This window comes from Mucilaginibacter sp. (assembly GCF_965225845.1).
Taxonomy (GTDB): domain Bacteria; phylum Bacteroidota; class Bacteroidia; order Sphingobacteriales; family Sphingobacteriaceae; genus Mucilaginibacter.
Genome location: NZ_CBDDBL010000002.1, coordinates 1,259,608 through 1,284,089 on the forward strand (window position 1 = coordinate 1,259,608; position 24,482 = coordinate 1,284,089).

Genomic DNA, 24,482 nt, shown 5'->3' on the forward strand with positions numbered 1-24,482 from the left:
ATGATCCGTATAGGCCTCATCTCCGATACCCACAGCTACCTCGACAACGCCGTATTCAAACACTTTGAAAACGTCGACGAGATATGGCATGCCGGTGATTTCGGCAATATTGAACTGGCAGATCAACTCGCTGCTTTTAAACCATTAAAAGGTGTCTACGGAAATATCGACGGACAAGATATTCGCCAAACCTATCCACTTAATCTGCGCTTCAAATGCGAGAATGTAGATGTATGGATGACACATATAGGAGGTTATCCTGATAGGTACAATCAAGCCGTGAAACCTGAAATATACATCAATCCACCACAATTATTCATAACCGGGCATTCGCATATTTTAAAAGTGATCTATGATAAAAAGATCAGCTGCCTGCACTTAAACCCCGGCGCGGCCGGTAAGCAAGGCTGGCACAAAGTGCGTACCCTAATGCGTTTTAGTATTGATGGTGATAAGATACAGGATTTGCAGGTTATTGAATTGGTGAAATAGGTTTATATTCTTCAACACCGTCATTGCGAGAAACGAAGCAATGACGCTTTGGCGACTATAACAATCCCGCCTTCGCATTCTCCATTTCAAAAACAGAGTCTATAAGCAAAGGCTTTTGTTTCCCGGCGGCAACGGCCAGTTCATCGCAACGCTCATTTTCAGGATGCCCATTGTGTCCTCGAACCCAGGTGAATTTGATGTTATGCAGTTTGCTTGCCTCCAGGTAGCGCAACCAAAGGTCTTTATTCTTTTTATCCTTAAAGCCTTTTTGTACCCAACCGTATACCCATCTTTTTTCGATGGAATCTATCACATACTTAGAGTCGGAAAAGATCATGACATCCTGATTAGGCGCCTTGATAGCCTCTAAACCTTTTATTACAGCCATCAGCTCCATGCGGTTATTGGTAGTTTTACGGAAACCTTCGGAAAGTTCTTTGTAATGCTGCCCAGAGCGCAAAATAACCCCGTATCCGCCCGGTCCCGGGTTCCCGCTTGATGCTCCGTCTGTAAAAATCTCGATCATAGTTTTTAGTCCATAAACCATGGTTGATAGTCCATAGCTAATCTTCAAAAATAGAAAAGTTTACTTCAAGTATATTATAAAAACGCAAATACGCTATAGACTATAGTCAATGGGCCAAAGACAAAATTAACTAAGGCGTTTGGCTTTCAGCCTCAATGAGTTTCCGATCACCACAACATCCGAAAATGCCATCGCGAATGCGCCGACCATCGGGTTCAGGAAACCCAAAGCCGCGATAGGAATGGCCACAATGTTATAAGCAAATGCCCAAAACAGGTTTTGTTTTATGGTGAGCATGGTGTGTTTGCTGATTTGTAAAAATTTAATAACGGAATGCAGATCGGTATTCAGCAATATGACCCGTGCAGATTGAATAGCTACCTGGCTGGCATCATTCATGGATACGCCAACATCAGCCTGGGTTAGGGCAGGGGCATCATTAATGCCGTCGCCTATCATAATGGTTTTACCTTTTTGTTTATAGATGTCTATCACAGAGAGCTTTTCGTCAGGCAATTTTTCCGAATGAACCTCGTTGATGCCGATCTCCTTAGCAACTTTTAAGCAACGGTTTTTCTTATCGCCGCTCAATAGTACCGGGATGATACCTAATGCCTTAAGTTGGGAAATTAAAGCCGCTGCGTCAGGTTTGATCTCATCATCAATGGCTATTTGTGCAAGCAATTGTTGATTTTTATATAAAGCGAGATTAAATTCTCCGTCATTGTTTGCTTTGGCAGTTCCCAAAAAGTAATTATTGCCTTGCATGTCTTCCGCACGCATGCCTAAGCCTTTTTCTTCGGCCGCTTTAAGCAGGATTAATTTTTGCTGAGGCAGCGATTTAAGCTCATTAACTAGTGATTTCGCAATCGGGTGATTGGAACGTTCCTCAATCGCCATGATAATACCGCGAACAACTTCTAGATCAACAGCATCTTCCACTTCAATATCGTTAATACTAAACTTACCGGTAGTTAATGTTCCGGTTTTATCAAACACAACAAATTTAGTGTTGGCAACGGCTTCAATTGTGTCACCACCTTTAATCAGGATACCATTTTTTGCTGCTCTGCCCAAACCAACCATAACAGCGGTAGGAGTAGCTAAACCCATAGCGCAAGGGCAAGATATCACCAGAACCGCAATGGCATTCATCAACGCGATTTGAATACTTGTATGAACCGCGAAATAAGTGACAGTAAAAGTGATCAGCGAAATAAATATCACCGCAGGTACAAATATCGAAGCTACTTTATCGCCAAGTCTTTGCACAGGAGGCTTGGCAGCCTGCGCTTTTTTCATCAGTTCGATGATCTGGGATAGCACCGTATTTGATCCTACTTTGGTAGCCATCATTTTAATATTGCCATGCTGAATGATAGTTCCACCAATTACTTTATCGTATTTGGCTTTTTCTACGGGGATACTCTCACCAGTAAGCATTGATTCATCAACAGAAGCTTCGCCGCTTAAGACATCTCCATCAACGGGGATCTTATCGCCCTGGTTAACCATTAATATGTCGCCTGAGACAACTTCTTTAGCGCTGATTATTTCTATACCGTCCTTAATTACACGATTGGCAGTTACCTGCTGAATTTTCACCAAATCTTTTACTGCAGAGGTTGTTTGTGTAACTGAACGTTTCTCAAAAACGTTACCCAACAATACAAGCGTTATAATAGTTGCGCAGGTTTCGTAAAATTCATACTGTTCTCCTAAATGTTCAATACTACCAATTAAACTATAAATAAAAGCTGCTGTTGATCCTACAAAAATCAGCACATCCATATTTGGTATGCCATTTTTAACCGAACTCCAGGCGCTTTTGCCAAAATGCAGGCATCCAACAATAAAAACAGGCAGACATAAAAAAAGTTGGAGCAGTGGGATCTGTAAAAAATGCCACGGCAAAACCATGTGCAGAAGCAAAGGCACAGTAAAAACAAGGCAAAAAATAAATTTATTTTCTACTTTTTCATAAAACTTGGGCATGTGCAAGGCCGGGTCATCAATTACTTTAAAACCTAATTGTTCAATCCCTTTAATAACATCCGGAACTGTTGCTTCGTTATCGGTGGAGAATTTAACTTCTTCACCAGCAAAGTCAACCAATATATTTTGCAGTCCTTTTTTTACCAATAAATTATGGATGGATATGGCACAGTTATTACAGTGCATTCCCGTTACATTCAATTCAATCAATTGCTCTGCCATACTACAAATCTAACTAACGGTTAATTTTAACAGGTAAGCTAAATGTAATATTAAAAAAGGCTTTGCAATTACCGCTAAGATTTATACTTTTGCAACACTGAAAAACGGTAGATGTAGCTCAGTCGGTTAGAGTATCGGTTTGTGGTACCGAGGGTCGTGGGTTCGAGCCCCATCTTCTACCCTTAAAGCTTCTCATGAAAATGAGAAGCTTTTTTCGTTTTATACCTCGATTCAGCCTTTGTTATTATCAATAAATTTATATAATCATAAAGATTTATTAACATAACTAACTAATAGTGAAATTGTTGTCGTAATATGATAACAGTAATAAATGCTTTTGCGTTGCCATTTATAGGCGATGTCGGTTTAAACGGCTTGGTTTTAGCCGTATTTGTTTTTTGTTTCCTGGGTGTGTTAGGTTTTGAATTTGTTAACGGATTTCATGACACTGCCAATGCTGTAGCTACAGTGATCTACACAAAAACTCTTAAGCCTTACTACGCCATTGTGTGGTCGGGTATATGGAATTTTTTAGGTGTATTTGTGGTAGGTACCGCAGTTGCACTAACTTTAGTTAAATTAATTCCGCTGGATAAGTTGATCACCTTGCCTATACAGGTAGGTGCCTGCCTGGTTATTGCAATTTTATTAGCCTCCATTATCTGGAATCTTGGAAGCTGGTATTTTGGAATTCCGCTTTCCAGTACCCATACCCTTGTAGGCGCCATGATTGGCGGCAGCCTTGGCTTTACTTATTTTTATGGAGGCCCGGGAGTCGACTGGAGCCAGGCACTAAATATTGGCTTATCATTATTAATATCACCTATTATAGGTTTTGGCGGGGCCGCTCTGTTAATGTTCCTTGAAAAGCGAACAATAAAATCACCAAAATGGTTCCATATACCCGAAGGAGATTCGGATACACCGCCATTGCCAATTCGTATTTTATTAGTCACCACTTGTACGCTGGTAAGTTTTTTTCATGGAAGTAATGACGGCCAAAAAGGCGTCGGGTTGTTAATGCTTATCCTCATTGTGTTTCTACCGGCTTCTTTTGCTTTTAATCCGGCTGTTACAAGCAATAGCACGGTCAAGTTTTTAAACAACACCGAACAAACTTTGAATGGCTTGACAGTTTCAGCTGCAAAAGAAAAATATATGCTTGCCAAATTGGAAATGACTATTGATTCTGCAAAAATGCAAATCGGTAAAAAAGCGGCATCTGATACTAAAACAAAATTTGATTTTCGTAAGGCGATCCAAAAAGCGGCTGCCGGGCTAAAGAAAGTTACTGAAGACAAAGCAATAAAGCTTGATAAAAAAACGAAAAAGGAGTTAGAGGCTGATACTAAAAACTTAAGTAAAGTAACAGATTTTGCACCTACGTGGGTAATTGCATGCATTTCAATTTCCCTTGGGCTGGGTACCATGATCGGTTGGAAACGTATAGTTGTTACTATAGGCGAACGCATTGGCAAAGAAAAATTAAATTATGCGGAGGGAGCGACTGCGGAAATAGTTGCAGCGGCAACTATTGGTTTAAGTACCGGCCTGGGTTTACCTGTGAGCACTACACACGTTTTATCAAGCGGTGTTGCAGGAGCCATGCGGGCATCTAACGGGACAAAAAATCTGAATTACAGTACACTTAAAAGTATTGCAATGGCCTGGATATTAACATTACCGGTCGCTATTGCACTGGCATTTTTATTGTTTACATTATTTCACTCATTTATAAAATAAATTATGAATACTACAGACACAAAAGAAGAAAAGACGCATGCTATTGAAAAGGATAGCGAAGTAACCAGCAATGATGGTAAAAATATCGAGAATGAAAAAGATGTACATGAGATAGAGTCGGGCAATGTGGGGGAACCTGATGCTGAAAAAGATATGTTGGATGGGCCTTCAATAGATTTGGTTGGACAGCCGCGACTTGACGAATAATTTAACTGTTTTTTAACAGCGGCTTTACGTGCCCGTTTTAATTAAGCCTTAGTTTTATAGATGTACTAAGTTTATTAATTATGGAAAATTCAAATCAACTTCACGAACATTATCATAATACAAACCTACCTGGCCATGAAGATGAATTAAACTATTGGTCTGAAGAATTTGGCATTGCAAAAGAAGAATTAGTATCTGTATTTAAGCACGGTGGTACATTTTCTGCTGCGGTAGAAGCTTATGTTAAAAAGCTGAAATTTGCAATTTAGCTGCCAATATAAGATATATGAATTGATGTTATTAAAGGGTTAATTTTTTAAACACAACTTAATGATTTAATTATGTAAGCTTAATGGATTACTAATAGCTGAACGTTAATATTGTGTATAAATAATTGACATTCAAATGCGTTTAGTAAATGTCTATTTATGTTTCATTCAAATCTTCCTGATCGCTATACCGACCCTTTGTTTAAATCAAAATACGGAAGCCCAATGTGTGCCCTTATTAAACGGATTTGCGCATAATGATTATTGGCATAAACGGCCTTTGCTGGATGCGCTTGATAACGGCTATACGTATATTGAGGCCGACGTTTACGAACGCGATGGCAAATTAATCGTAGCTCATATATTGCCAATATTAAATCGTCATCGTACACTGGACAATACTTACCTGGATCCGCTGCTGGATCGCGTAATTAATAATCACGGAAGCGTTTATACGGGTTACGCAAACTCGGTAACATTAATGATCGATGTGAAATCTGATGCCGACCGGACATATTTTGTTTTAGATCAATTATTGAAAAAATACAGCAAAATGTTGTCAAGTTACTCCAACGGGCAAATACACGTTGGTGCTGTTACCATTGTTATTTCAGGAAATAAACCGGTTAAATTATTAAGTACCGAAAACAGCAGATATGCATTTGTTGACGAAGATTTAAGGTCGGTGAAAAGGGATACCTTGTCAGACATGTATATGATGTCGAGTTGTAAATACTCCAAATTGTTAAACTGGCGCGGAGTCGGTTCAATTCCATCAATCGAAAAACAACGTTTATGTGCTTTCATATCTGCGGCACACGAACATGGAAGAAAAGTAAGGTTATGGGCATCACCTGAAGATACCCATGTTTGGAAAACTTTACTTGATTGCGGAGTTGATTTAATTAACACAGATAAACTGAAAGAATTAAAGAATTTCCTTCTTGTTGACAAGCCTTTCCTGGCAAGTTCAAACCAGATTTATTAAAACTTTTATTTAATATTATTTCATTATTTTATTAAAATAATATTAAATGACAATAAACAGATAATTGTAATTTGATTTATAAATCATAGTAATTAACTTTAATTTAACAAATAACCACTTAATGTGAACCAGGTATTTATGGTGTATTAAATATTCGTGAAGATTGTTTATTTATGATAAATCAAGATAAGCTATTTTATATGTTTGATAATTGATGTATCCCCTGCGCATGAGAAAAAAGATTTTATTTATAACAGGTTCACTCAATCAGGCTTCTCAAATGCGGCAGATTGCCCAGTTTTTACCTGAATACGATTGTTGGTTTAGCCAGATATTCAGCGACACCAAAGTTGCTCGTTTTTTAATAAACAAAACCTCTATTTTAAATGGTACTGCTTTAACCGGTCAGTTTAAAGAAAATACCGAACGTTACCTGCAAAACCATGATTTGCAGGTTGATTATAAAGCCTCGAAAAATAACTATGATCTTGTTGTGTTCTGCAGTGACCTGATAGTGCCGAAGCGTTTGAGAAAAACCAAGACTATATGGGTACAGGAAGGAATGATAGATCGCGTTACCTTTATGAGCCATTTGATTAAAGCGATTGGTTTACCGCCATTTTTAACTGCGAATACATCTTTAAACGGCTCTACAAATAAATGTGATATTTATTGTGCTGCCTCTTACGGCTATAAAGAGGCCTTAACTAATATGGGCACAAGTAGTAACAGGATTATAGTCACTGGAATACCAAATTATGATGACCTGTACCAGTTTGCGAACAATGATTTTCCACACAAGGGCTATGTGATGGTTGCGACTACTGATATGCGCGAAACCTTAAGATTTGAGAACCGCGTTGGCTTTATTAAGAAGGCGGTTAAACTTGCAAATGGGCGCCAATTATTATTTAAGCTGCACCCGAACGAAAATTTTGAGCGCGCTGAAGCCGAAATAATAAAGCACACCCCGCCTGATACGCTTATTTATACCTCAGGAAACACTAATGAAATGATTGCCAATTGCGCCGAGTTAATAACTCAATATTCTACAGTGGTTTATACCGGCATAGCCCTTGGTAAAAAAGTTCATTCATGGTTTGATGTTGATGAGTTAGAAAGATTAATGCCTATACAAAATGAAGGGACATCGGCACAAAATATCGCTAAAATATGTGCAGCTTATATTGAATATAAAGGCGATCGCAATAAATTTTTAAAAGATTTTAGCTTTAAGCCGGTAGGAAATGCACAAACTGAGGGTGAATTGGTGTTAAGTTAATAGCGTAGGGGAAAATGGATTTGCAGATATTGATTGTTGTGCAGGCGAGAATGGCATCAAGCAGACTGCCGGGCAAGGTAATGATGCCATTGCTGGGGAAAAGTTTACTGTTACGTATGGTTGAGCGGCTGCAAATGATAAAACATCCGGCAACTATTGTTATAGCAACATCAACTAATCCCGAAGACGATGTTTTAGTAATCGAGGCAAAAAATATTGGTGTACCCTGTTTTAGGGGTAGCGCAAACAACTTATTAGAGCGCCACTATCAGGCAGCGGTTGAACACGATGCGGACGTTGTTCTTAAAATACCTTCAGATTGTCCGCTGATCGATCCGCGAATTATTGATGGGGTTCTGGATTTTTTCCTAGAAAGTGAAGATGAATACGATTATGTAAGCAACCTGCACCCCGCTACCTGGCCGGATGGAAACGATGTTGAGGTGATGACCATTGATTGTCTTGAAAAAGCATTACGGTTATCGACCAAACCATTGGAACTGGAGCATACAACACCTTATATATGGGAAAACCCGGATCAGTTTAAAATTGGTAATGTAGAATGGGGTACAGGTAAAGATTATTCCATGTCGCACCGTTTTACCATAGATTACCCGGAAGATTATGATTTTATAAAGCGTGTCTACGAAGAGTTATATTTAAAAAATGACCGTTTTAGTTGCGATGACATTATTAATTTGCTTAATGAAAAGCCCGAAATATATCATATAAATGCAAAGTACGCCGGGGTTAACTGGTACCGGCACCATCTGGATGAATTAAGTACAATTTCGGCAGCACAAACAAAAATTATACATGCAAAATAATTACCCCGACAACCATAAATTGGAAAGCATCGCTTTAAGTGTCCGCGAGCATATTATAAAAATGTCTACAGATGGTGGCTGTTTTACCGGCGCGTCGTTGTCGGCAGTCGATTTGATCGTTTACTTATACAGTGAATTTTTAAACCTGCATAAAGACAACCTGGATGACCCCGAACGAGATTACCTGTTCCTTTCTAAAGGCCATGATGTGCCCGCCTTGTACGGTACGTTTGTTGAACTAGGATTGATGGAGAAGCATCGTTTGGCAAATCACCTGTCTATTGATGATCATATTTACTGGCACCCAAACACAAATATTCCCGGTATCGAGTTTCATTCCGGCTCACTCGGGCATTTGCCATCGGTAGCTATTGGTGTTGCTATGGATATCAAGATCAGGGGTGGTAAAAACAAGGTCATCTGCATTTTGGGTGATGGCGAACTTAATGAAGGTACCTGCTGGGAAGCTGTTTTAGTGGCAAATGCTTATAAACTGGATAACCTGATCTTCGTGGTCGACAGAAACCAGTTTCAGGCCAATATTGCTACGGAAGACCTGATCCCTTTAGAACCATTGCATGATAAATTCACGGCTTTTGGTGCGGCGGTAACGCGCATCAATGGGCATGATTTTACCGCATTGGGTAACGCTTTTAATTGTTACCCTTTTGCAGAAGGCAAGCTAAACGTAATAATAGCCGACACCGTTAGAGGCAAAGGTCTGCCAAGTATTGAAAGGCGTGCCGACCGCTGGTTCTGCAATTTCTCGGCAGATGAAGTTCAGCAGCTTTTGCAGGAACTGCACGGCGAACACACAACACAATTAACATCAGAAACATTAGTGGTTAGATAATATGTCGTACGAAGAATTACTTACAGAAATTGCCGTTGCCGATGACCGGTATATAGTAATGACAGCCGAAAACAGGGCATTGATTCGCAATCTACCCCAAAAATTAGGCAAACGTTTTATCGATACAGGCATCACCGAGCAAACCATGATCGGCGCGGCTGCCGGGCTGGCATTACGTAACCGGATCCCGGTTGTACATGCTTTGGCTTCTTTTTTATCGATGCGGGCATTTGAATTTGTCCGCACGGATGCAGGCATCCCGTCATTGCCGGTTAAACTGAGTGCATTTATACCCGGTTTGCTTTCAGATGCCAACGGGCCTACCCACCAGGCTATAGAGGATATATCCATTATACGGGGCATACCCAATATGACGGTTTTTGCGCCTGCCGATGAAGATGATATGGTGAAGATGATGTCATCTATCTGGGCATCGCCCAAACCTGCTTATACCCGGATAAATACCCGCCCAGCAAAATATGTACATGCGCTATTTGAGCCCGGCAAAGCCGAAGTAATAGCAACAGGTACAGATGTTACCATATTAACTTATGGGCTATTATTCGAGCAGGCATTGATCGCCAAAGAAATTTTAGAGAATGAAGGCTTATCTGCCGGACTGATTAATATGCGGAGCCTTAAACCTGTTGATGAGCAGGCTATATTGGACGCTGCTGCAAATAGTAAACTGGTGGTAACACTTGAAGACCATTTTTTAACCGGCGGATTATATACAATTGTTGCCGAAGTATTATTAAAGCACCAAAAAACTGCAGCCGTGTTGCCATTTGCATTGAAAGAGAAGTGGTTTAAACCGGCCCTGTTACCTGCGGTGATAGAACACGAGGGCTTTAGCGGTAAACAGATAGCTGAAACCATATTGGGTTACAAAACCCGGCACGAACAACCACAGATTTTACAATCAGATTTTGCAGAATAAAAACTAATTATATGCCTAATAAAATAGCATTTAACAAAAACTATCCTGATATCACCCAATCGGATAAATTATACGAACGCGCGCTTAAAGTACAAAAGCCGGTAACGCAAACCCTGGCCAAAGGCCCTGGACAGTTTACCAAAGGCGTTGCACCAAAATATTTAGTTAAAGGTAAAGGCTCGCATGTTTGGGATGTGGATGGTAATGAATATATCGATTTTAATGCGGCTATTGGGCCACTGTCTTTAGGCTATGCTTATCCCGCGGTTGATAATGCTATCAAACAGCAATTGGAGGATGGTATTACATTTTCCCTGATGCACCCCCTTGAAGTTGAAGTTTCAGAATTGATTAAGGAAGTTATCCCTAATGCTGAGGCTGTAAAAATTGCCAAAACAGGTGCAGATGTATGTTCGGCAGCTATACGGGTAGCAAGGGCATTTACAGGCCGGGATAAAGTGTTTTGCTGCGGATACCATGGCTGGCACGATTGGTATATCGGTATAACCAGCCGCAACGCGGGTGTTCCGGGAGCTGTACAGGACCTGACTTACACTTTTGAGTATAATGATATAGAATCCATCAAGGAGGCGCTTGATGAAACCGTGGCGGCCTTGATCCTAGAGCCGTTTATTTTTGAAGCACCGGCGCCTGGATTTCTGCAACAGCTTGCCGACGCTTGTAAAGCAAATGGTACGTTATTGATTTTTGATGAAATGTGGACCGGTTTCAGAATTGCAGTTGGCGGTGCGCAGGAATACTTTAATATAAAAGCCGACCTGGCGGTATTTTCAAAAGCATGTGCTAATGGAATGCCGATAGCGCTGCTAACCGGACGTGCCGATGTTATGGAATTGTTTAACTCTGCCGTATTTAGCTATACTACTTTTGGTGGCGAGGCCTTGTCGCTGGCGGCATGTATGGCTACCATAAATGAGTTGATAGACAAAAATGTACCCCAATATTTAGACGAAAATGGCAAGTTTATAAAGGATGGTTATAACCAGATAGCGATTGAAAGCGGGATGGACAAATACACCCGCTGTATCGGTTTCAACTGCCGCTCTATGGTAACATTTACGCCGGAAGCAGGCAATGGTTTAGAGGTGAAAACCTTGATGCAACAGGAAATGATCAAACGTGGCATACTTTGGGCCGGGTTCCATAACATGTGCTTTAGCCATAGCGATGAAGATATCGAGTACACACTTTCTGCTTACCGGGATGTAATGCCTATGATGAAAGCGGCTATCGAAAGCGGTGATATCAGGCAATATTTAAAAGGCGAGGTATTGGAAGCTGTATTCCGTAAGGTGAGCAACTACAACATCAAACCTAAAAGTATAGTAAGCTAAATGGACTTGTTCTCTTTAAAGGATAAAACGGCCATAGTTACCGGCGCGCTCGGCCTAATCGGCAGGAAGCATTGTGAAGCATTGGCAAATGCCGGCGCTAATGTGGTTGTTGCTGACATCAACCAGGAGCAAGCACAAGCTTTTGCTAAACAATTAGGTGAGCAGCATTTAGGCATTGGAATAGATGTTACCAACAAAGATTCAGTCGAACGTGCCTTAGCCCTTGTTTTAGAAAACTATGAAACTATTAATGTGCTGGTAAACAATGCGGCTATTAATGATATGTTCGAAAACCCGGCATTAGCAAAGGATCTGTCGGCTTTTGAAAACTATCCGCTTGATGTTTTTCAAAAATCGCTGGATGTTAATGTCACCGGCGTTTTTTTATGCTCGCAGGTATTTGGTACAGTGATGGCTGAGCAGGGCTTTGGCAGTATTATCAATATAGCATCAACTTACGGCATGGTTGGCCCGGATCAATCCATCTATAAAAACGAATGCGGAGAGCAAACCTTTTACAAATCAGCGGCATACCCCGTGACTAAGGGGGCAGTCATCAATTTTACAAGATTTTTAGCCGCTTACTGGGGTGATAAAGGGGTTAGGGTAAATACGCTATCGCCGGGTGGCGTTGAAAACGGCCAAAATGAGTTCTTTATTAGTAATTATTCAGCAAAAACTTTATTGGGTCGCATGGCCAAGGCATCAGATTACCAGGGTGCACTTGTTTTTTTAGCGAGCGAAGCATCGGCTTACATGACCGGCGCTAACCTGGTGGTTGACGGGGGATGGACAGCAATTTAAATCAAAATATTATGGAGAATATTTTACAACAAAAAGCACAAAAAATTAAGCTAATGATCACCGATTGCGACGGCGTTTTAACCGATGGCGGCGTTTACTACGGTGAAAATGGCGAACATCTGAAAAGATTCAATATCCAGGATGGGATGGGCGTAGAGCGTTTGCGCAAAATAACCGGAGTGGAAACCGCAATCATAACCGGCGAGTCTTCACCATCCGTAGCAAAACGAGCGCAAAAATTGCAGATCACGGAGTTGCATCTATCAGCCAAAGATAAACCTGCCGTATTAAAGGAAATGCTAAACCGGCTACAATTAACCGGCGCCGAGATAGCTTACATCGGCGATGATTACAATGACCTTGAAATAATGAAGCTGGTAGGCTTAACTGCAAGCCCGGCAAATGCCCTGCCTGCAATAAAAGCACAAGTTGATTACGTTTGTGATAATAAAGGCGGCGAAGCGTGTTTTCGTGAATTTGCGGAATTAATCATCGCATTAAAAAGTGAAGAATATATTGCTGCTCCAAACGGTATAATAACCTTGAGTAACGGGCGCAAAATAGGCAAGGGAGAGCCATGTTATATAATTGCTGAGATCGGTATCAACCATAACGGTTCGCTGGAAATAACGAAAAAACTGATAGATGAGGCTGTATTTGCTAAGGCCGATGCCGTAAAGTTCCAGAAACGCACACCAGAAATATGTGTTCCAAAGGATCAGTGGGGAATAATGCGTGATACGCCATGGGGTAAAATGACCTATATTGATTACAAGCGCAAAACCGAATTTGGCTTAGCTGAATACGCCACCATTGATCAATACTGTAAAAAAGTAGGTATCGATTGGTTTGTGTCGGCCTGGGATGCACCATCTGTTGATTTTATGGAACAATTTGATACCGTGATGTATAAGCTGGCATCAGCCTCGTTAACTGATTTTGAATTAATTGAGCGTATATTAGATACCGGCAGGCCATTAATGTTATCTACAGGCATGTCGACCATGAAAGAGATCGAGAATGCCCTAGCATTCATCAATGCTTTTAGTCCGGAATATCCATTATTCGTTGCGCATTCAACATCTGCATATCCTTGTAAGCCTGAAGAACTGAATTTAAGGATGATCCAAACCCTTGAAAATAAATTCCCGGGCATACCGATCGGATACTCGGGCCACGAAACAGGTTTAGCTACAACGGTGGCTGCCGTAACTATGGGTGCTACCTTTGTTGAAAGACATTTTACACTTGACCGCGCCATGTGGGGGTCAGACCACGCCGCGTCTGTTGAGCCGCAGGGTTTTCAACGATTGGTGCGGGATATAAGGGATGTGGAAACTGCTGCCGGTGACGGTGTAAAAGTGGTTTATGAATCGGAATTAGGGCCAATGAAAAGGCTGAGGGTGAACATAAGTGATGAATACAGGGAAAAACCATTAACAAATTAATGCATCAGGATAAAGTTGTTTTTGTAACTACCATTATACTTATTTGCTGGACCGCTTTTATCATAGGGTGGGAACGTGTTTCGCCGTATCGAAAAGGTTTAGCGTTTTTTAGAGAAGGTTTTTGGGTTGATTTGGTTTGGTATACTATTATACAAAGCTATTTTTTAAAGATCCTGATCTTCGACTATATCATCTCGCCGGTTCAAAAAGATCTGGGCTGGATGCATGTTCAGTTTGTGGCCCATTGGCCTGTTACAATCCAGGTATTATTTTTTTTAGTTACACACGATCTTTATATCTATCTTTTTCACAGGTTTCAGCACTCCAGCAAGTTTTTTTGGCGCACGCACGAAGCGCATCACTCAGGAAAGGAAATTGACTTTTTATCCGGCTCGCGCTCGCATATTTTAGAGATCATTATTAATCAAACTATTGAGTTCGCGCCCATTATTATCCTGGGAGCAAATCCCGAGGTTATTCCAATTAAAGCTTTACTGGATGCGATGTTCGGTATGTTTATCCATGCAAACGTGAATGTTAAAATGGGTAAATGGAAGTATTTTTTTAACTCTCCGGAATTGCATTTATGGCACCATGCCAATTACAAGGAAGTTTTTCACGCAAATTTCTCAACCAAGTTTTCTGTATGGGATCATTTGTTCGGTACAGCGTATGACCCTGGTTTCGCCCCCGGCAATGAACCGGAAAACTGGGGACTGCCATATGATTATCCTAAAGATTATTTTCTTCAGCATGCTTTTTCTGTAAAGCGTTTTGAGGAAGAAAGTTTGTTGAGATATAGATGGTTTTCCCGGTATTATAATCTTAGGCCGAATGTTTTTAACAAGTTAAAGAAGATTTCATTTAGAAGAGCGACATCTTTAAAGAAACTATCTAATGATAGTGTTTAATAATTATTTTCAAAAGCTTCATTGCCGTTATTTTTAATATATACTACATTAGCGCCCAATCATAGTCTCATGGTTATACCGCAATAATGGCAAACAAGAAGAATTACACCATCCCCCTTATTACGCTTACTTCGTTATTTTTTATGTGGGGTTTCATTACCAGTATGAATGACATATTGATACCGCATCTTAGGTCTCTTTTTAAATTGACATATACCCAGTCAATGCTGGTACAGTTTTGCTTTTTCGGAGCTTATTTTATCGGTTCATTGATATATTTTATTATATCCCATTTTAAAGGCGATCCGATCAATAAGATCGGCTATAAAAACGGCATACTACTAGGTTTGCTAGTCTCGGCTTTTGGTTGCGGATTGTTTTATCCGGCAGCAACGTTATCAGTATATGGTATTTTCCTGATTGCTTTATTTACCCTGGGCTTGGGTTTTACTTTATTACAGATAGCTGCTAACGCCTACGTTTCCTTATTAGGGTCCGAAGAAACAGCTTCGAGCCGTTTAAACCTCACACAAGGTTTTAACTCCTTCGGTACAACTATTGCGCCTGTGTTGGGTGGTTACATGATCCTGGAGTTTTTTGCAGATAAAGGTCATATCTCAGCCAATTCAACAAAGATCCCGTACCTGATATTTGCAGCATTGTTTTTATTGCTTGGGGTGATCATTTACCTGGTTAAGCTTCCTGTTTTTACTACAGATGAGATAACTGAAAAAGGCTTAGGTGCATTAAAATTTCCGCAGCTGAAGCGCGGTATATTCGGTATCTTCTTTTACGTAGGTGGCGAGGTTGCTATCGGCAGTTTTATTATTATCTTTTTAAAGCAAAGCAACATTGCAGGCTTGTCTGAGGCCGTTAGTAAGAACTTTCTGGCGGTTTATTGGGGCGGCGCAATGATCGGTAGATTTATTGGTGCCATATCTTTAAGCCAGGGCATATCCCCTGTGAAAAAGCTCATTTACATGACCGGTACATCTATCATTGTATTTGCATTGATACTAAGCATCGTGAACTTAACCTTTGCTGATATCTATCCTTATCTCGGCTTTATGCTACTTAATCTTGTCGGGTTTGTTTTAGGCAGATCGGCAGCAGCGCGTACCTTATTCATATTTGCCATCATCAATATCGTACTATTGGCCTCAGCAGTGTTCCTTACCGCGCATTTTGCCATGTGGGCGCTGATCGGCATCGGGATCTTTAACTCTATTATGTATTCCAACATCTACACCCTGTCAATCGCGGGTTTAGGTAAATACACCAGCCAGGGATCATCATTATTAGTTATGGCGATATTGGGCGGTGCGGTTATCCCGGTAATACAAGGTGCATTTGCGGATGCCATCGGTATTCAGAACGCGATGTTCGTACCATTGATATGCTATGTATATATTGCTTATTTCGGCTACTATTGCTGGAAAAATATAGACCATTCCTTACTCGAACATAAAAAAGTATCAGGCCACTAAAAACAAAAAGCACAGGTATTAAACCTGTGCTTTTTTTATGAAATCGGAATTAGTTATTACCTGTGGCGCTGACGTGCAATTTGCCGGCTTGCGCCATTTTGCTGGCGATTGATCTGCTGGCGTTGTTGCCCGTTTAATCTGCCACCATTTGCCTGGCGGTCAGCATTGGCATCACGACTAATGTTTTGCTGGCGGTTTTCATCTCTTGCTGCCTGTCCTGCATTCATTTGGCCATCACGAACGCCGTTTGCTATTCTTTGTTGTTGATTAGCTCGTCTTTGTCCAACTTGATTATTGCCATAATGCGCATTGTTTGCGTTATGCTTATCGTTGTAGATGGAATTGCTAACCCTATTTTGTTGGTTATTAATCTGATTATGCTCCTGTCCGGTTAAATGTCCGTCATTAGCAGCACGATCAGCACTTGCTTCCTTATTGATGTTTGATTCACGGTTTTCCAGGTTTTTAGTTTCACCACTTGTAAGCTTACCTGATGAAATACCATTAGCAATACGGCCTTGTTGATTAAAGGCACGGCCATTTACTTTATTCATAGCAGTAGTGCCTGGTGCGCCATGGTTAACATTGGCAAACTGGTTATGATCCTGGCTTGCGCTTGTTTGGTGGCTCATTTGGTTAGCAGTAGGCTGAAAGTGGTGCTCATTCATAGCTGACTGCTCGGTAGCATTAGGTCTTGCCTGTACGCCACCCGGCCCATTAAAGCTAGTATGGTTAATAGTGGTATTATTGTTAATTACGGTTTTATCAACATAGGTATTATGTATAATAGTTGTGTTTACATTGTTTACAGCAGTGTTATACCTAAAGCTGCCGCCAGCCCATGCACCACCACCAAAACCAACACCTCCGTAGCCAAAGCCATAGTTTATACCGCCGTAAAAACCAACGTGCGGCCCCCAATAACCTGCATGGAACCCATAAACACCACCTTCAAAACCCCAGTAAGCTGGTGTCCATAAAACACCGATATGTGGCGGCCTAACCCAAACACCCGGTACCCAGTAGTATCCATCCGGATCGGCGTATGCCCAATAACCCGGTGTCCATAAAAAGCCATCACCCGGGCAAACCGGTTGCGTGTATACTGGTAATGCCGGTGGAGCAATATGCGCTGAAATATTAATTCCTACACCCACACTTATTTGGGCTTGTACTTGTGTTGTTGCAACTATTAGCCCGGCTATAAGTGCAAATTTTTTAAATAGGTTTTTCATAATAGATGTTTACAATTTTATAAATATTGACAATCAACACAGCCTTTATTTATTTGTTTTTATATGAATAATATATTACAGACTGCTATGCTTGTCACACAATTGTGACTATATATATTTAAAAAAGTTTAATTGTAAAATAATAAATGGCCTTATAATAAAAAAAGCCCTGTTTAATAACAGGGCAGTAAGTAAATAATATTGATTAAAATTTAAGCGTAGTAGCAAATATAAGCCACATCTGTATCGCACAAAATATCAAATTTTGAATTTGCCGGAACTTCAAATTTTTCCAGCTCTGCATATTTTGTCCATTGGCCTTCCGGTAGTTTAATATCCATTGTTCCGGATACTAGAATGATAGTTTCAACGGTAGAAGTAGAGAACTGATAAGTGCCTTTTTTCATTACGCCTACGGTCGCATGTCCTTTATCGGTATCAAGGCCAAGGCTTTGCACTTTGCCTTCAAAGTAAGTATTGTGGGCTACCACATTGGTTAAATTGCTCATGGTTTAAATTAATTTTTCTCAAATATATTATTTCAGGGCTTGTTATGGTTTTTGTTTGAATAATAAGGCATAAAATAAATATTATAAACTTTACGCTTTTTGTTTTGTTGTAGCTGTGTTGATCGTAAATGGTTTACGGTCAGGTGTTAAATAACTCAAAATTATGAAAATCAAGTTCATATTACCGTTGCTATTAATGGTAGCGGCGTTAACCCAAAGCTGTGTCAGCAATAAAAAATATGCTGAGCTGCAAACCAATTACAACCGACTACAGGATACCAATAGAAATTTATTACAAAGTTATCAGGTCACGCAACAAGAGTTATCCGGGTCAAGAACCCGTGTACAAAGTTTAGAAGAACAAATTCAAGCTGAAAAAGCAAATGAGGCTGCTTTACAAAACTCGCTTAACCAATGTTTAGCCGGCAATAACCAGGGTAACGTAAACATCGCCAAGTTAGCTGATCAGATCAGTGCATCGAGCAAATATATCCAGCATTTGGTTGAGTTGAAAAACAAGAGCGACTCTTTAAATATGGTTCTTACCAATAATTTAACCCGCTCATTATCGCCGGATGAAACAAAGGATGTTGATATTAAAGTGCTAAAAGGGGTAGTTTATATATCGCTTGCTGATAACATGCTTTACAAATCAGGTAGCTATGAGATCTCCTCCCAAGCTGGAACAACTCTAAGTAAAATAGCTAAGATCATCAATGATTATTCTACCTATGATGTACTGATTGAGGGTAATACAGATAATGTACCTATCTCACAAACCAACATTCGTAACAATTGGGATTTGAGTGCTTTGCGTGCGTCATCAGTTGTACAGGCATTACAAAATACTTACGGTGTTGATCCTAAACGATTAACAGCGGGTGGCCGGGGCCAATATAACCCGATTGCTGATAACAGTACCCCGGATGGTAAAGCTCAAAACAGGCGTACACAAATTATCATCACCCCTAAGCTTGATCAGTTTATGCAGTTGATCGGTAAAGACCCCAATACTCCGGCTCAATAATCTTTGAGCTTTATAATTTAAAGCCCTTAGTATTTTGCTAAGGGCTTTTTTGTGCATTACTTCATCAACCTGAAAGTTAAATTAACCCTCGGTTTCATAGGTTTGTTTGATTTAGCTATACGATGCTGCCAGTTTTCCTGGAAACCCTCCTTCATCAATAAATATGATCCATTTTCAAGCATAACAGAATATTTTATATTATGATCATCTTTTTTCCTGATGTCAAAATTACGCTCTTGCCCAAAACTTACAGAACCCACAATTCGGTTTCTGCCCGGGATACCGTCATTATCACTATGCCAGCTAACGGAATCGTTACCATCACGATAATAGTTAAGTAGCACACTATCAAATTTAACGCCAGCCAAAGGTTCAATTTTAGCTTTGATAGTCAATAACTCGTCAGTCCAGTATAATGGCTTTGATCCTGTGCCAAATATTGAATAGTCAGCATCCGGGTCACCATACCAAACGGTTAGGCGAGGAGTGATAACTTCCTTACCATACATTAAAACTGATTTTTGCTGCCATGGCATTTCATTGATAAATTTTTGCAGGTAGAAATTACTTTCCTCTTCGCTAAATATGCTGGGAACATAATCTACCAATTCTTTCGGAACATTAACCACTTGTTTTTCATCTCCAAAAAAGTTCAATTGTTTCATAGTAAATAATTATCAAAGCAGATGCCACTAAATCCATTGCGGTACAATTGTTGCACCCATATTAAAATATATAAATTAAATGTATCAATTATGAAAGCACAGGATTTTAAAAACAACAACAACGGCCAGGGTAAACCAACATCTGACCGCGCCTTTACCGATCAAAATGAAAGATTGAAAGAGCACGGCATCAGTAATTCGGGTGGACAACGCTCTGATGTTACATCAAATAAAAACAGCGCGCATAAACCGGAGCATAAAAAATCATAATAAACTATGCCCCTTAATTGGGGCATTTTAATTTAAAAACCTTTTCTAATACGCAATATTTTAATTTGTTAAGATAATACCAAGTGGTATATTTGTATCATATGGAAAATAAACTGTCAAAAGCCGACCGCACACGCCAGTATATTATTGAAACAACAGCCGGCATTTTTAATACTAAAGGATATGCAGGCACCTCCATGTCGGACATTACCGATGCTACAGGTCTCACAAAAGGTGCTGTTTATGGAAATTTTGGTAACAAGGAAGAAGTTGCTTTAGCTGTATTTGACCATAACAGCGGTAAAGTTAGTAGTTTAATTCAGCAGCGTATACAAGCAGCTAAAAGCTATCATGATAAACTGATGGTTTATGCCCAAGTGTATGATCAGTTTACAAGAAGTAGTTTTCCTGTTGGCGGATGCCCGATATTGAACACCGCTGTTGAGGCTGATGACACCAATAGCTTGTTAAAAGAACGCGCTGCAAATGCCATTAAACGTTGGCGTAAAAATGTGCAGGACCTGATACAGGCCGGAGTTGATGCCGGGGAATTTAAGGAAGGGTTGGATCAATCACGAATAGCGCTATCTATAATTGCATTGGTTGAGGGAGGGATTATGATAAGTAAAGTAACCAATAGCCAGGCTTGTTTAGATAAGATCATGGTTACCATAGAAGGAATGATCACTGAAATGAAAGCATAAAAAATTTGACATAAAATATACCAATCGGTATATTTTATTTTTTAATATTGTGTTATTAAATAACAACACAAAGCGATGAATATCACACAAAAAACAATACTCATAACCGGCGGAGGATCCGGTATTGGTTTCGCTATCGCGAAATTATTGAGCGAAAAAGATAATCAAATAATTATCACCGGCAGAACCGAAGCCAAATTAAAGGACGCTGTTGCCAAGCTAAACAACGTAAGTTATTTTGTGGCCGATGTTACTAAAGAAGCGGATGTAAATAAACTGGTTAACTACTTAGCCGAAAAGCATCCAACCTTAGATGTGATCATTAACAACGCAGGACAAGCCTCAGTTTATAACTTAGCAAATGCCCCTGCGTATGATAACTCGGTAGCTGAATTTGCCACTAACTATTTCGCACCTGTTAGATTGATCGACAAATTATTGCCGACACTTAAAACAAAAAAAGAGGCAGCTATTATAAACGTAACATCTGTTTTAGCGATTGCACCGTCTTATGACTTGCCAACTTATTCCGCAAGTAAATTTGCCTTACGGGCTTACACACAAGCGTTAAGGTTTAGCTTGAAAGATGTAAACCCTAATGTTAAAGTGTTTGAATTAATGCCGCCCTTAGTCGATACTGAATTTTCAGCAGAAATTGGTGGCAGCAATGGCATCCCACCGGCACAGGTAGCTGAAGAATTTGTACGCGCCGTTGAGAATGATCAATACGAGATCCGTGTAGGTTTTACAGCACAATTTTGGGATTCATTCTTAAAATCACCAGAAGAAGCATTCCTGATGCTAAATTCAAGGAGGTAATAATACATTAAAAAGCGGTGATTTATCACCGCTTTTTAATTTTGCAAACCAAATTGCATTACAAATGATGAGCCCACACCCTCGGTACTTTGCACCTGTATGTTGCCTTTGTGTAATAGCATAATCTGCTTACACAAACTTAAGCCAATACCACTGCCTGTCTTTCGGGTGCTGAAGAACGGTATAAATATTTTATCCAGCAATTCTGGCGGCATGCCTAAGCCATTGTCACTTACCTTAACCAGCGTTTTATTGTTTTGCAGTTCTGCAGATAGCGTAATTCTTGGGTCCTCACGATCTTTCACAGCCTCAATAGCATTAACTACCAGATTTATCAATACTTGTTCAATCAGGTTAATATCAGCTTCGATGGCAAGAGTAGGGTCACGCAGAATAATTTCCAGTTCGATATTTTTCTTTTCGAGTGTAGGGCTCATTAAACTATTCAGGTTTTCAAACAGGTTGCGTACCAATATTTTGGTAATATCGAGTTTGGTGATCTTATTCAGGCTCCGATAACTTTCTGTAAACTTCAATAATCCTTCACTGCGGCGTTTTATAGTATCTATACCTAGTTCCAGGTCCTCAAGTTCGCTACCAGCTAAACTATTTGCTATTTCAGGACTTTGCAGCCTGTTTTTCAAGGTGTCAGCCAGGGATGAGATAGGAGCAACTGAATTCATGATCTCGTGCGTCATCACATTTAATAGCTTTTGCCAGGCTTTAGATTCGGTTTCATCTAAAGCCTCGCTTACGTTTTGGAACGCAACCAATTTTGACACTTTGCCGTCGCTCCTGAAAACGCTTGCTGAAACCAAAATCTTAACCAATTGCTGATCGCGGGTTATGGTAACAATTTTATTTTCACCGGGTTTAAGATTTATAATATCACGGTATAAAACCTCTTCGCGTTTTTCCAGCGAATTAATACTTTTTAAATAAGGTATGCCGATAAGTTTTTTAAACGATTCGTTTACCCAACCTGAATCCCCGGTTTCTACTTCATATGACAATATCCCGGTATCAACCAGTTCCAAAACTTTTTCTAAATATTGATATTGCGTTTCCCGCTCCCTGCTTATTGATTTAAATGTGTTGTTTATTTCGTTAAAGCCTTTGCGCAAAGGTTTAAGTTCCGATGGGGCTTTGCTTACGTCAAAGTGCCTTGAAAAATCCCGGTATTGGATAGACTCCGCAAATTGTTCTACCTCGTTTTGAGCTTTTGTATGAAAGCGCATGAGTTCTACTACGATGTAAACAAGCACAGGCAAAGTTATTGCCAGGTAAACATACCAGTCCGAACCTTTAATAAAAATGTAAGATGTAGCAGAAAGTGTTGCGAATAAAATTAATATCCGTAGAAGCAATCGCCACTCGTAACGTTTAAATATCATATTTGCTCAATCTGCGATATAATGCGGTACGCGTTAATCCAAGTTCTTTAGCAGCACGGGTAATATTGCCGTTATGTTTTTCAATCACCTTTAAAATAGCATTTTTTTCCATGGTACTTAGTGGTACATTATCGATATCTATTGATAATGTATCGGTTGGTGTTTCCAGTATTGAAAATATTAAATCATCAGCACGAACAATATGTTCATCAGCCATAATTACAGCACGTTCAATAGTATATTGCAACTCGCGCACATTACCGGGATAGTTATACATCCTTAACTTTTGCAGTGCAGCCGGTTCAAACTCCATTGCTGGTTTTAAATACTTTGTGGCATAAAGTTTTGCAAAGTGTTTTGCCAATATTACAATGTCTTCACTTCGGCGGCGAAGAGGTGGCATGTTAACTTCCACTGTATTTATCCGGTAGATTAAATCCTTACGGAAACGTGTTTCATTAGCCAGCTCACTAAGTGGTAAGTTGGTGGCACAGATCAGTCTGATATCAATATCAACCGCTTTATTTGTTCCTAAACGCGTAACCTGCCTGTTTTGTAGTACAGTTAATAATTTTGCTTGTTGTTGCAGGCTAATATTACCAATCTCATCCAAAAACAATGTTCCGCCCTGTGCATCTTCAAATCGGCCAGTCCTGTCTTCACGCGCATCAGTAAAGGCTCCTTTTTTATGGCCGAATAATTCACTTTCAAACAACGTATCGGTTAATGCGCCAACATCAACTTTGATAAATGGTTTATCTGCCCTTAATGATCGTTCATGAATAGCTTTTGCCATTAAATCTTTACCTGTACCATTTTCACCCAACAGTAAAATATTGGCATCTGTAGGGGCTATCTTATTTACTTTGTAGAATATATCCTGCATTACTTCCGATTCCCCTAAAATAGATGTCTCTCCTGTAATGCTTTTCCCGGTAGCCTTTGGCGTTTTTATACTTTCTTTTTTATCAAGCAGATCTTTTATGGTTTCGATTAACTTCTCATTGTGCCAGGGCTTCACCACAAAATCGTTCGCGCCTTCTTTTAATGATCGTACGGCCAGGTCAATATCCCCATAAGCCGTAATCATGATCACGCAAACATTTGGTTTCCAATCTTTTACTTTTTTAAGCCAGTACAAACCCTCGTTACCGGTGTTAATGGCGCTGTTAAAGTTCATATCCAGCAAAACCAGGTCAACCTGGTTTCGCTGTAACAATGAGTTTAAGTTCTCGGGATTTTTTTCGGTAATAATTTCATGTACTTCGGTTTTAAGCAAAAGCTTAACTGCGGTTAGCACATCGGTGTCATCATCAACAATAAGTATGGTAGCTTTTTTCAGTATCATTTTTATTTGTTTGCTTCGCGGATATTAGGTTGTATCGAATATGGTCAAATTAGCTTTTCATTTGTTTAATTGCAAATTATTGAGTATCTTTAAGTATCAACTAAATACAGTACCTTCTACTGTATGCCAGATCAGCAAAAACCCTGCGTAAAACCCAAGCAC

25 protein-coding genes and 1 tRNA gene are annotated in these 24,482 nt (G+C 39.9%); 19 read left to right on the forward strand and 7 right to left on the reverse strand.

Going from position 1 to position 24,482, the window contains the following annotated elements; genetic code table 11:
* Entirely contained in the window at positions 1-492 is a 492-nt protein-coding gene (locus tag ACYZ0U_RS09465; protein WP_461451844.1) for a metallophosphoesterase family protein, read from the forward strand.
* Positions 493-547: 55 nt separating this feature from the next.
* On the opposite strand, the gene rnhA is transcribed toward ACYZ0U_RS09465, so the two are convergent.
* Both rnhA and ACYZ0U_RS09475 read right to left on the reverse strand, forming a co-directional pair.
* Entirely contained in the window at positions 548-1,018 is a 471-nt protein-coding gene (rnhA, locus tag ACYZ0U_RS09470; RefSeq protein WP_461451845.1) for a ribonuclease HI, read from the reverse strand.
* Positions 1,019-1,144: 126 nt separating this feature from the next.
* Positions 1,145-3,235, reverse strand: a complete 2,091-nt coding sequence (locus ACYZ0U_RS09475; protein WP_461451846.1) for a heavy metal translocating P-type ATPase — start codon at positions 3,233-3,235, stop codon at positions 1,145-1,147.
* A gap of 107 nt (positions 3,236-3,342) precedes the next feature.
* On the opposite strand from ACYZ0U_RS09475, the gene ACYZ0U_RS09480 reads away from it, so the two are divergent.
* The 14 genes from ACYZ0U_RS09480 (at position 3,343) to ACYZ0U_RS09545 (ending at position 16,349) form a co-directional block, all read left to right on the forward strand.
* Positions 3,343-3,416: transfer RNA gene (locus ACYZ0U_RS09480), tRNA-His, on the forward strand.
* A gap of 134 nt (positions 3,417-3,550) precedes the next feature.
* Entirely contained in the window at positions 3,551-4,978 is a 1,428-nt protein-coding gene (locus ACYZ0U_RS09485) for an inorganic phosphate transporter (RefSeq protein ID WP_461451847.1), read from the forward strand.
* A gap of 3 nt (positions 4,979-4,981) precedes the next feature.
* Entirely contained in the window at positions 4,982-5,185 is a 204-nt protein-coding gene (locus ACYZ0U_RS09490) for a hypothetical protein (RefSeq protein ID WP_461451848.1), read from the forward strand.
* An 80-nt stretch (positions 5,186-5,265) separates the two neighbouring features.
* Complete coding sequence (locus tag ACYZ0U_RS09495; protein ID WP_461451849.1) at positions 5,266-5,454, forward strand: hypothetical protein; 189 nt, start codon at positions 5,266-5,268, stop codon at positions 5,452-5,454.
* A 136-nt stretch (positions 5,455-5,590) separates the two neighbouring features.
* On the forward strand, positions 5,591-6,442 hold the full coding sequence (locus ACYZ0U_RS09500) for a phosphatidylinositol-specific phospholipase C/glycerophosphodiester phosphodiesterase family protein (RefSeq protein ID WP_461451850.1): 852 nt from the start codon (positions 5,591-5,593) through the stop codon (positions 6,440-6,442).
* Positions 6,443-6,671: 229 nt separating this feature from the next.
* Positions 6,672-7,724: a hypothetical protein gene (locus tag ACYZ0U_RS09505; RefSeq protein WP_461451851.1), complete on the forward strand. Its 1,053-nt coding sequence runs from the start codon at positions 6,672-6,674 to the stop codon at positions 7,722-7,724.
* A 14-nt stretch (positions 7,725-7,738) separates the two neighbouring features.
* Entirely contained in the window at positions 7,739-8,551 is an 813-nt protein-coding gene (locus ACYZ0U_RS09510; RefSeq protein ID WP_461451852.1) for a cytidylyltransferase domain-containing protein, read from the forward strand.
* Positions 8,541-9,404, forward strand: a complete 864-nt coding sequence (locus ACYZ0U_RS09515) for a transketolase (protein ID WP_461451853.1) — start codon at positions 8,541-8,543, stop codon at positions 9,402-9,404. Before ACYZ0U_RS09510 ends, ACYZ0U_RS09515 begins: the two co-directional genes overlap by 11 nt.
* Position 9,405: 1 nt before the next feature.
* Positions 9,406-10,344, forward strand: coding sequence for a transketolase family protein (locus tag ACYZ0U_RS09520; protein WP_461451854.1), 939 nt, complete (start codon positions 9,406-9,408; stop codon positions 10,342-10,344).
* A gap of 11 nt (positions 10,345-10,355) precedes the next feature.
* The gene (locus ACYZ0U_RS09525; RefSeq protein ID WP_461451855.1) at positions 10,356-11,699 is read left to right on the forward strand and encodes an aminotransferase class III-fold pyridoxal phosphate-dependent enzyme; all 1,344 of its coding nucleotides are present in this window, start codon (positions 10,356-10,358) and stop codon (positions 11,697-11,699) included.
* Positions 11,700-12,503, forward strand: coding sequence for an SDR family oxidoreductase (locus ACYZ0U_RS09530; RefSeq protein WP_461451856.1), 804 nt, complete (start codon positions 11,700-11,702; stop codon positions 12,501-12,503).
* Positions 12,504-12,514: 11 nt separating this feature from the next.
* The gene (locus ACYZ0U_RS09535; protein ID WP_461451857.1) at positions 12,515-13,951 is read left to right on the forward strand and encodes an N-acetylneuraminate synthase family protein; all 1,437 of its coding nucleotides are present in this window, start codon (positions 12,515-12,517) and stop codon (positions 13,949-13,951) included.
* Positions 13,951-14,862 (forward strand): sterol desaturase family protein, encoded by a 912-nt coding sequence (locus tag ACYZ0U_RS09540; protein WP_461451858.1) that lies wholly within the window; start codon positions 13,951-13,953, stop codon positions 14,860-14,862. Before ACYZ0U_RS09535 ends, ACYZ0U_RS09540 begins: the two co-directional genes overlap by 1 nt.
* An 86-nt stretch (positions 14,863-14,948) precedes the next feature.
* The gene (locus ACYZ0U_RS09545) at positions 14,949-16,349 is read left to right on the forward strand and encodes a sugar MFS transporter (RefSeq protein ID WP_461451859.1); all 1,401 of its coding nucleotides are present in this window, start codon (positions 14,949-14,951) and stop codon (positions 16,347-16,349) included.
* A 56-nt stretch (positions 16,350-16,405) separates the two neighbouring features.
* Here ACYZ0U_RS09545 and ACYZ0U_RS09550 read toward each other — a convergent pair whose 3' ends face one another.
* Complete coding sequence (locus tag ACYZ0U_RS09550) at positions 16,406-17,584, reverse strand: YXWGXW repeat-containing protein (RefSeq protein ID WP_461451860.1); 1,179 nt, start codon at positions 17,582-17,584, stop codon at positions 16,406-16,408.
* Positions 17,585-17,796: 212 nt separating this feature from the next.
* The gene (gene ppnP, locus ACYZ0U_RS09555) at positions 17,797-18,093 is read right to left on the reverse strand and encodes a pyrimidine/purine nucleoside phosphorylase (RefSeq protein ID WP_461451861.1); all 297 of its coding nucleotides are present in this window, start codon (positions 18,091-18,093) and stop codon (positions 17,797-17,799) included.
* A gap of 163 nt (positions 18,094-18,256) precedes the next feature.
* Between ppnP and ACYZ0U_RS09560 the strand changes: the two genes are divergently transcribed.
* Entirely contained in the window at positions 18,257-19,120 is an 864-nt protein-coding gene (locus tag ACYZ0U_RS09560) for an OmpA/MotB family protein (RefSeq protein WP_461451862.1), read from the forward strand.
* Between the two features lie 56 nt (positions 19,121-19,176).
* Here ACYZ0U_RS09560 and ACYZ0U_RS09565 read toward each other — a convergent pair whose 3' ends face one another.
* Positions 19,177-19,785, reverse strand: coding sequence for an alpha-ketoglutarate-dependent dioxygenase AlkB family protein (locus ACYZ0U_RS09565; RefSeq protein ID WP_461451863.1), 609 nt, complete (start codon positions 19,783-19,785; stop codon positions 19,177-19,179).
* A gap of 90 nt (positions 19,786-19,875) precedes the next feature.
* Between ACYZ0U_RS09565 and ACYZ0U_RS09570 the strand changes: the two genes are divergently transcribed.
* The 3 genes from ACYZ0U_RS09570 to ACYZ0U_RS09580 all read left to right on the forward strand — a co-directional run bounded on the left by ACYZ0U_RS09570 (position 19,876) and on the right by ACYZ0U_RS09580 (position 21,578).
* Positions 19,876-20,055 (forward strand): hypothetical protein, encoded by a 180-nt coding sequence (locus tag ACYZ0U_RS09570; protein ID WP_461451864.1) that lies wholly within the window; start codon positions 19,876-19,878, stop codon positions 20,053-20,055.
* Between the two features lie 101 nt (positions 20,056-20,156).
* Positions 20,157-20,759 carry a TetR/AcrR family transcriptional regulator gene (locus ACYZ0U_RS09575; protein ID WP_461451865.1) on the forward strand — a complete coding sequence of 201 codons (603 nt, stop codon included), beginning with the start codon at positions 20,157-20,159 and terminating at the stop codon, positions 20,757-20,759.
* A 75-nt stretch (positions 20,760-20,834) separates the two neighbouring features.
* Positions 20,835-21,578 carry an SDR family oxidoreductase gene (locus tag ACYZ0U_RS09580; RefSeq protein ID WP_461451866.1) on the forward strand — a complete coding sequence of 248 codons (744 nt, stop codon included), beginning with the start codon at positions 20,835-20,837 and terminating at the stop codon, positions 21,576-21,578.
* Between the two features lie 35 nt (positions 21,579-21,613).
* Here the strand turns inward: ACYZ0U_RS09580 and ACYZ0U_RS09585 are convergent, their stop codons facing one another.
* Positions 21,614-22,972, reverse strand: a complete 1,359-nt coding sequence (locus tag ACYZ0U_RS09585; protein ID WP_461451867.1) for a sensor histidine kinase — start codon at positions 22,970-22,972, stop codon at positions 21,614-21,616.
* A complete protein-coding gene (locus ACYZ0U_RS09590) occupies positions 22,962-24,320 on the reverse strand; it encodes a sigma-54-dependent transcriptional regulator (protein WP_461451868.1) in 1,359 nt (452 codons plus the stop codon). Before ACYZ0U_RS09590 ends, ACYZ0U_RS09585 begins: the two co-directional genes overlap by 11 nt.
* Between the last annotated feature and the right edge of the window lie 162 nt (positions 24,321-24,482).

What these genes read in the sequence shown, in the direction of transcription:
- ACYZ0U_RS09465 (WP_461451844.1), top strand. Translation starts at nt 1, where the DNA reads ATGATCCGTATAGGCCTCATCTCCGATACCCACAGCTACCTCGACAAC.
- rnhA (WP_461451845.1), bottom strand. Translation starts at nt 1,018, where the DNA reads ATGATCGAGATTTTTACAGACGGAGCATCAAGCGGGAACCCGGGACCG.
- ACYZ0U_RS09475 (WP_461451846.1), bottom strand. Translation starts at nt 3,235, where the DNA reads ATGGCAGAGCAATTGATTGAATTGAATGTAACGGGAATGCACTGTAAT.
- ACYZ0U_RS09485 (WP_461451847.1), top strand. Translation starts at nt 3,551, where the DNA reads ATGATAACAGTAATAAATGCTTTTGCGTTGCCATTTATAGGCGATGTC.
- ACYZ0U_RS09490 (WP_461451848.1), top strand. Translation starts at nt 4,982, where the DNA reads ATGAATACTACAGACACAAAAGAAGAAAAGACGCATGCTATTGAAAAG.
- ACYZ0U_RS09495 (WP_461451849.1), top strand. Translation starts at nt 5,266, where the DNA reads ATGGAAAATTCAAATCAACTTCACGAACATTATCATAATACAAACCTA.
- ACYZ0U_RS09500 (WP_461451850.1), top strand. Translation starts at nt 5,591, where the DNA reads ATGCGTTTAGTAAATGTCTATTTATGTTTCATTCAAATCTTCCTGATC.
- ACYZ0U_RS09505 (WP_461451851.1), top strand. Translation starts at nt 6,672, where the DNA reads ATGAGAAAAAAGATTTTATTTATAACAGGTTCACTCAATCAGGCTTCT.
- ACYZ0U_RS09510 (WP_461451852.1), top strand. Translation starts at nt 7,739, where the DNA reads ATGGATTTGCAGATATTGATTGTTGTGCAGGCGAGAATGGCATCAAGC.
- ACYZ0U_RS09515 (WP_461451853.1), top strand. Translation starts at nt 8,541, where the DNA reads ATGCAAAATAATTACCCCGACAACCATAAATTGGAAAGCATCGCTTTA.
- ACYZ0U_RS09520 (WP_461451854.1), top strand. Translation starts at nt 9,406, where the DNA reads ATGTCGTACGAAGAATTACTTACAGAAATTGCCGTTGCCGATGACCGG.
- ACYZ0U_RS09525 (WP_461451855.1), top strand. Translation starts at nt 10,356, where the DNA reads ATGCCTAATAAAATAGCATTTAACAAAAACTATCCTGATATCACCCAA.
- ACYZ0U_RS09530 (WP_461451856.1), top strand. Translation starts at nt 11,700, where the DNA reads ATGGACTTGTTCTCTTTAAAGGATAAAACGGCCATAGTTACCGGCGCG.
- ACYZ0U_RS09535 (WP_461451857.1), top strand. Translation starts at nt 12,515, where the DNA reads ATGGAGAATATTTTACAACAAAAAGCACAAAAAATTAAGCTAATGATC.
- ACYZ0U_RS09540 (WP_461451858.1), top strand. Translation starts at nt 13,951, where the DNA reads ATGCATCAGGATAAAGTTGTTTTTGTAACTACCATTATACTTATTTGC.
- ACYZ0U_RS09545 (WP_461451859.1), top strand. Translation starts at nt 14,949, where the DNA reads ATGGCAAACAAGAAGAATTACACCATCCCCCTTATTACGCTTACTTCG.
- ACYZ0U_RS09550 (WP_461451860.1), bottom strand. Translation starts at nt 17,584, where the DNA reads ATGAAAAACCTATTTAAAAAATTTGCACTTATAGCCGGGCTAATAGTT.
- ppnP (WP_461451861.1), bottom strand. Translation starts at nt 18,093, where the DNA reads ATGAGCAATTTAACCAATGTGGTAGCCCACAATACTTACTTTGAAGGC.
- ACYZ0U_RS09560 (WP_461451862.1), top strand. Translation starts at nt 18,257, where the DNA reads ATGAAAATCAAGTTCATATTACCGTTGCTATTAATGGTAGCGGCGTTA.
- ACYZ0U_RS09565 (WP_461451863.1), bottom strand. Translation starts at nt 19,785, where the DNA reads ATGAAACAATTGAACTTTTTTGGAGATGAAAAACAAGTGGTTAATGTT.
- ACYZ0U_RS09570 (WP_461451864.1), top strand. Translation starts at nt 19,876, where the DNA reads ATGAAAGCACAGGATTTTAAAAACAACAACAACGGCCAGGGTAAACCA.
- ACYZ0U_RS09575 (WP_461451865.1), top strand. Translation starts at nt 20,157, where the DNA reads ATGGAAAATAAACTGTCAAAAGCCGACCGCACACGCCAGTATATTATT.
- ACYZ0U_RS09580 (WP_461451866.1), top strand. Translation starts at nt 20,835, where the DNA reads ATGAATATCACACAAAAAACAATACTCATAACCGGCGGAGGATCCGGT.
- ACYZ0U_RS09585 (WP_461451867.1), bottom strand. Translation starts at nt 22,972, where the DNA reads ATGATATTTAAACGTTACGAGTGGCGATTGCTTCTACGGATATTAATT.
- ACYZ0U_RS09590 (WP_461451868.1), bottom strand. Translation starts at nt 24,320, where the DNA reads ATGATACTGAAAAAAGCTACCATACTTATTGTTGATGATGACACCGAT.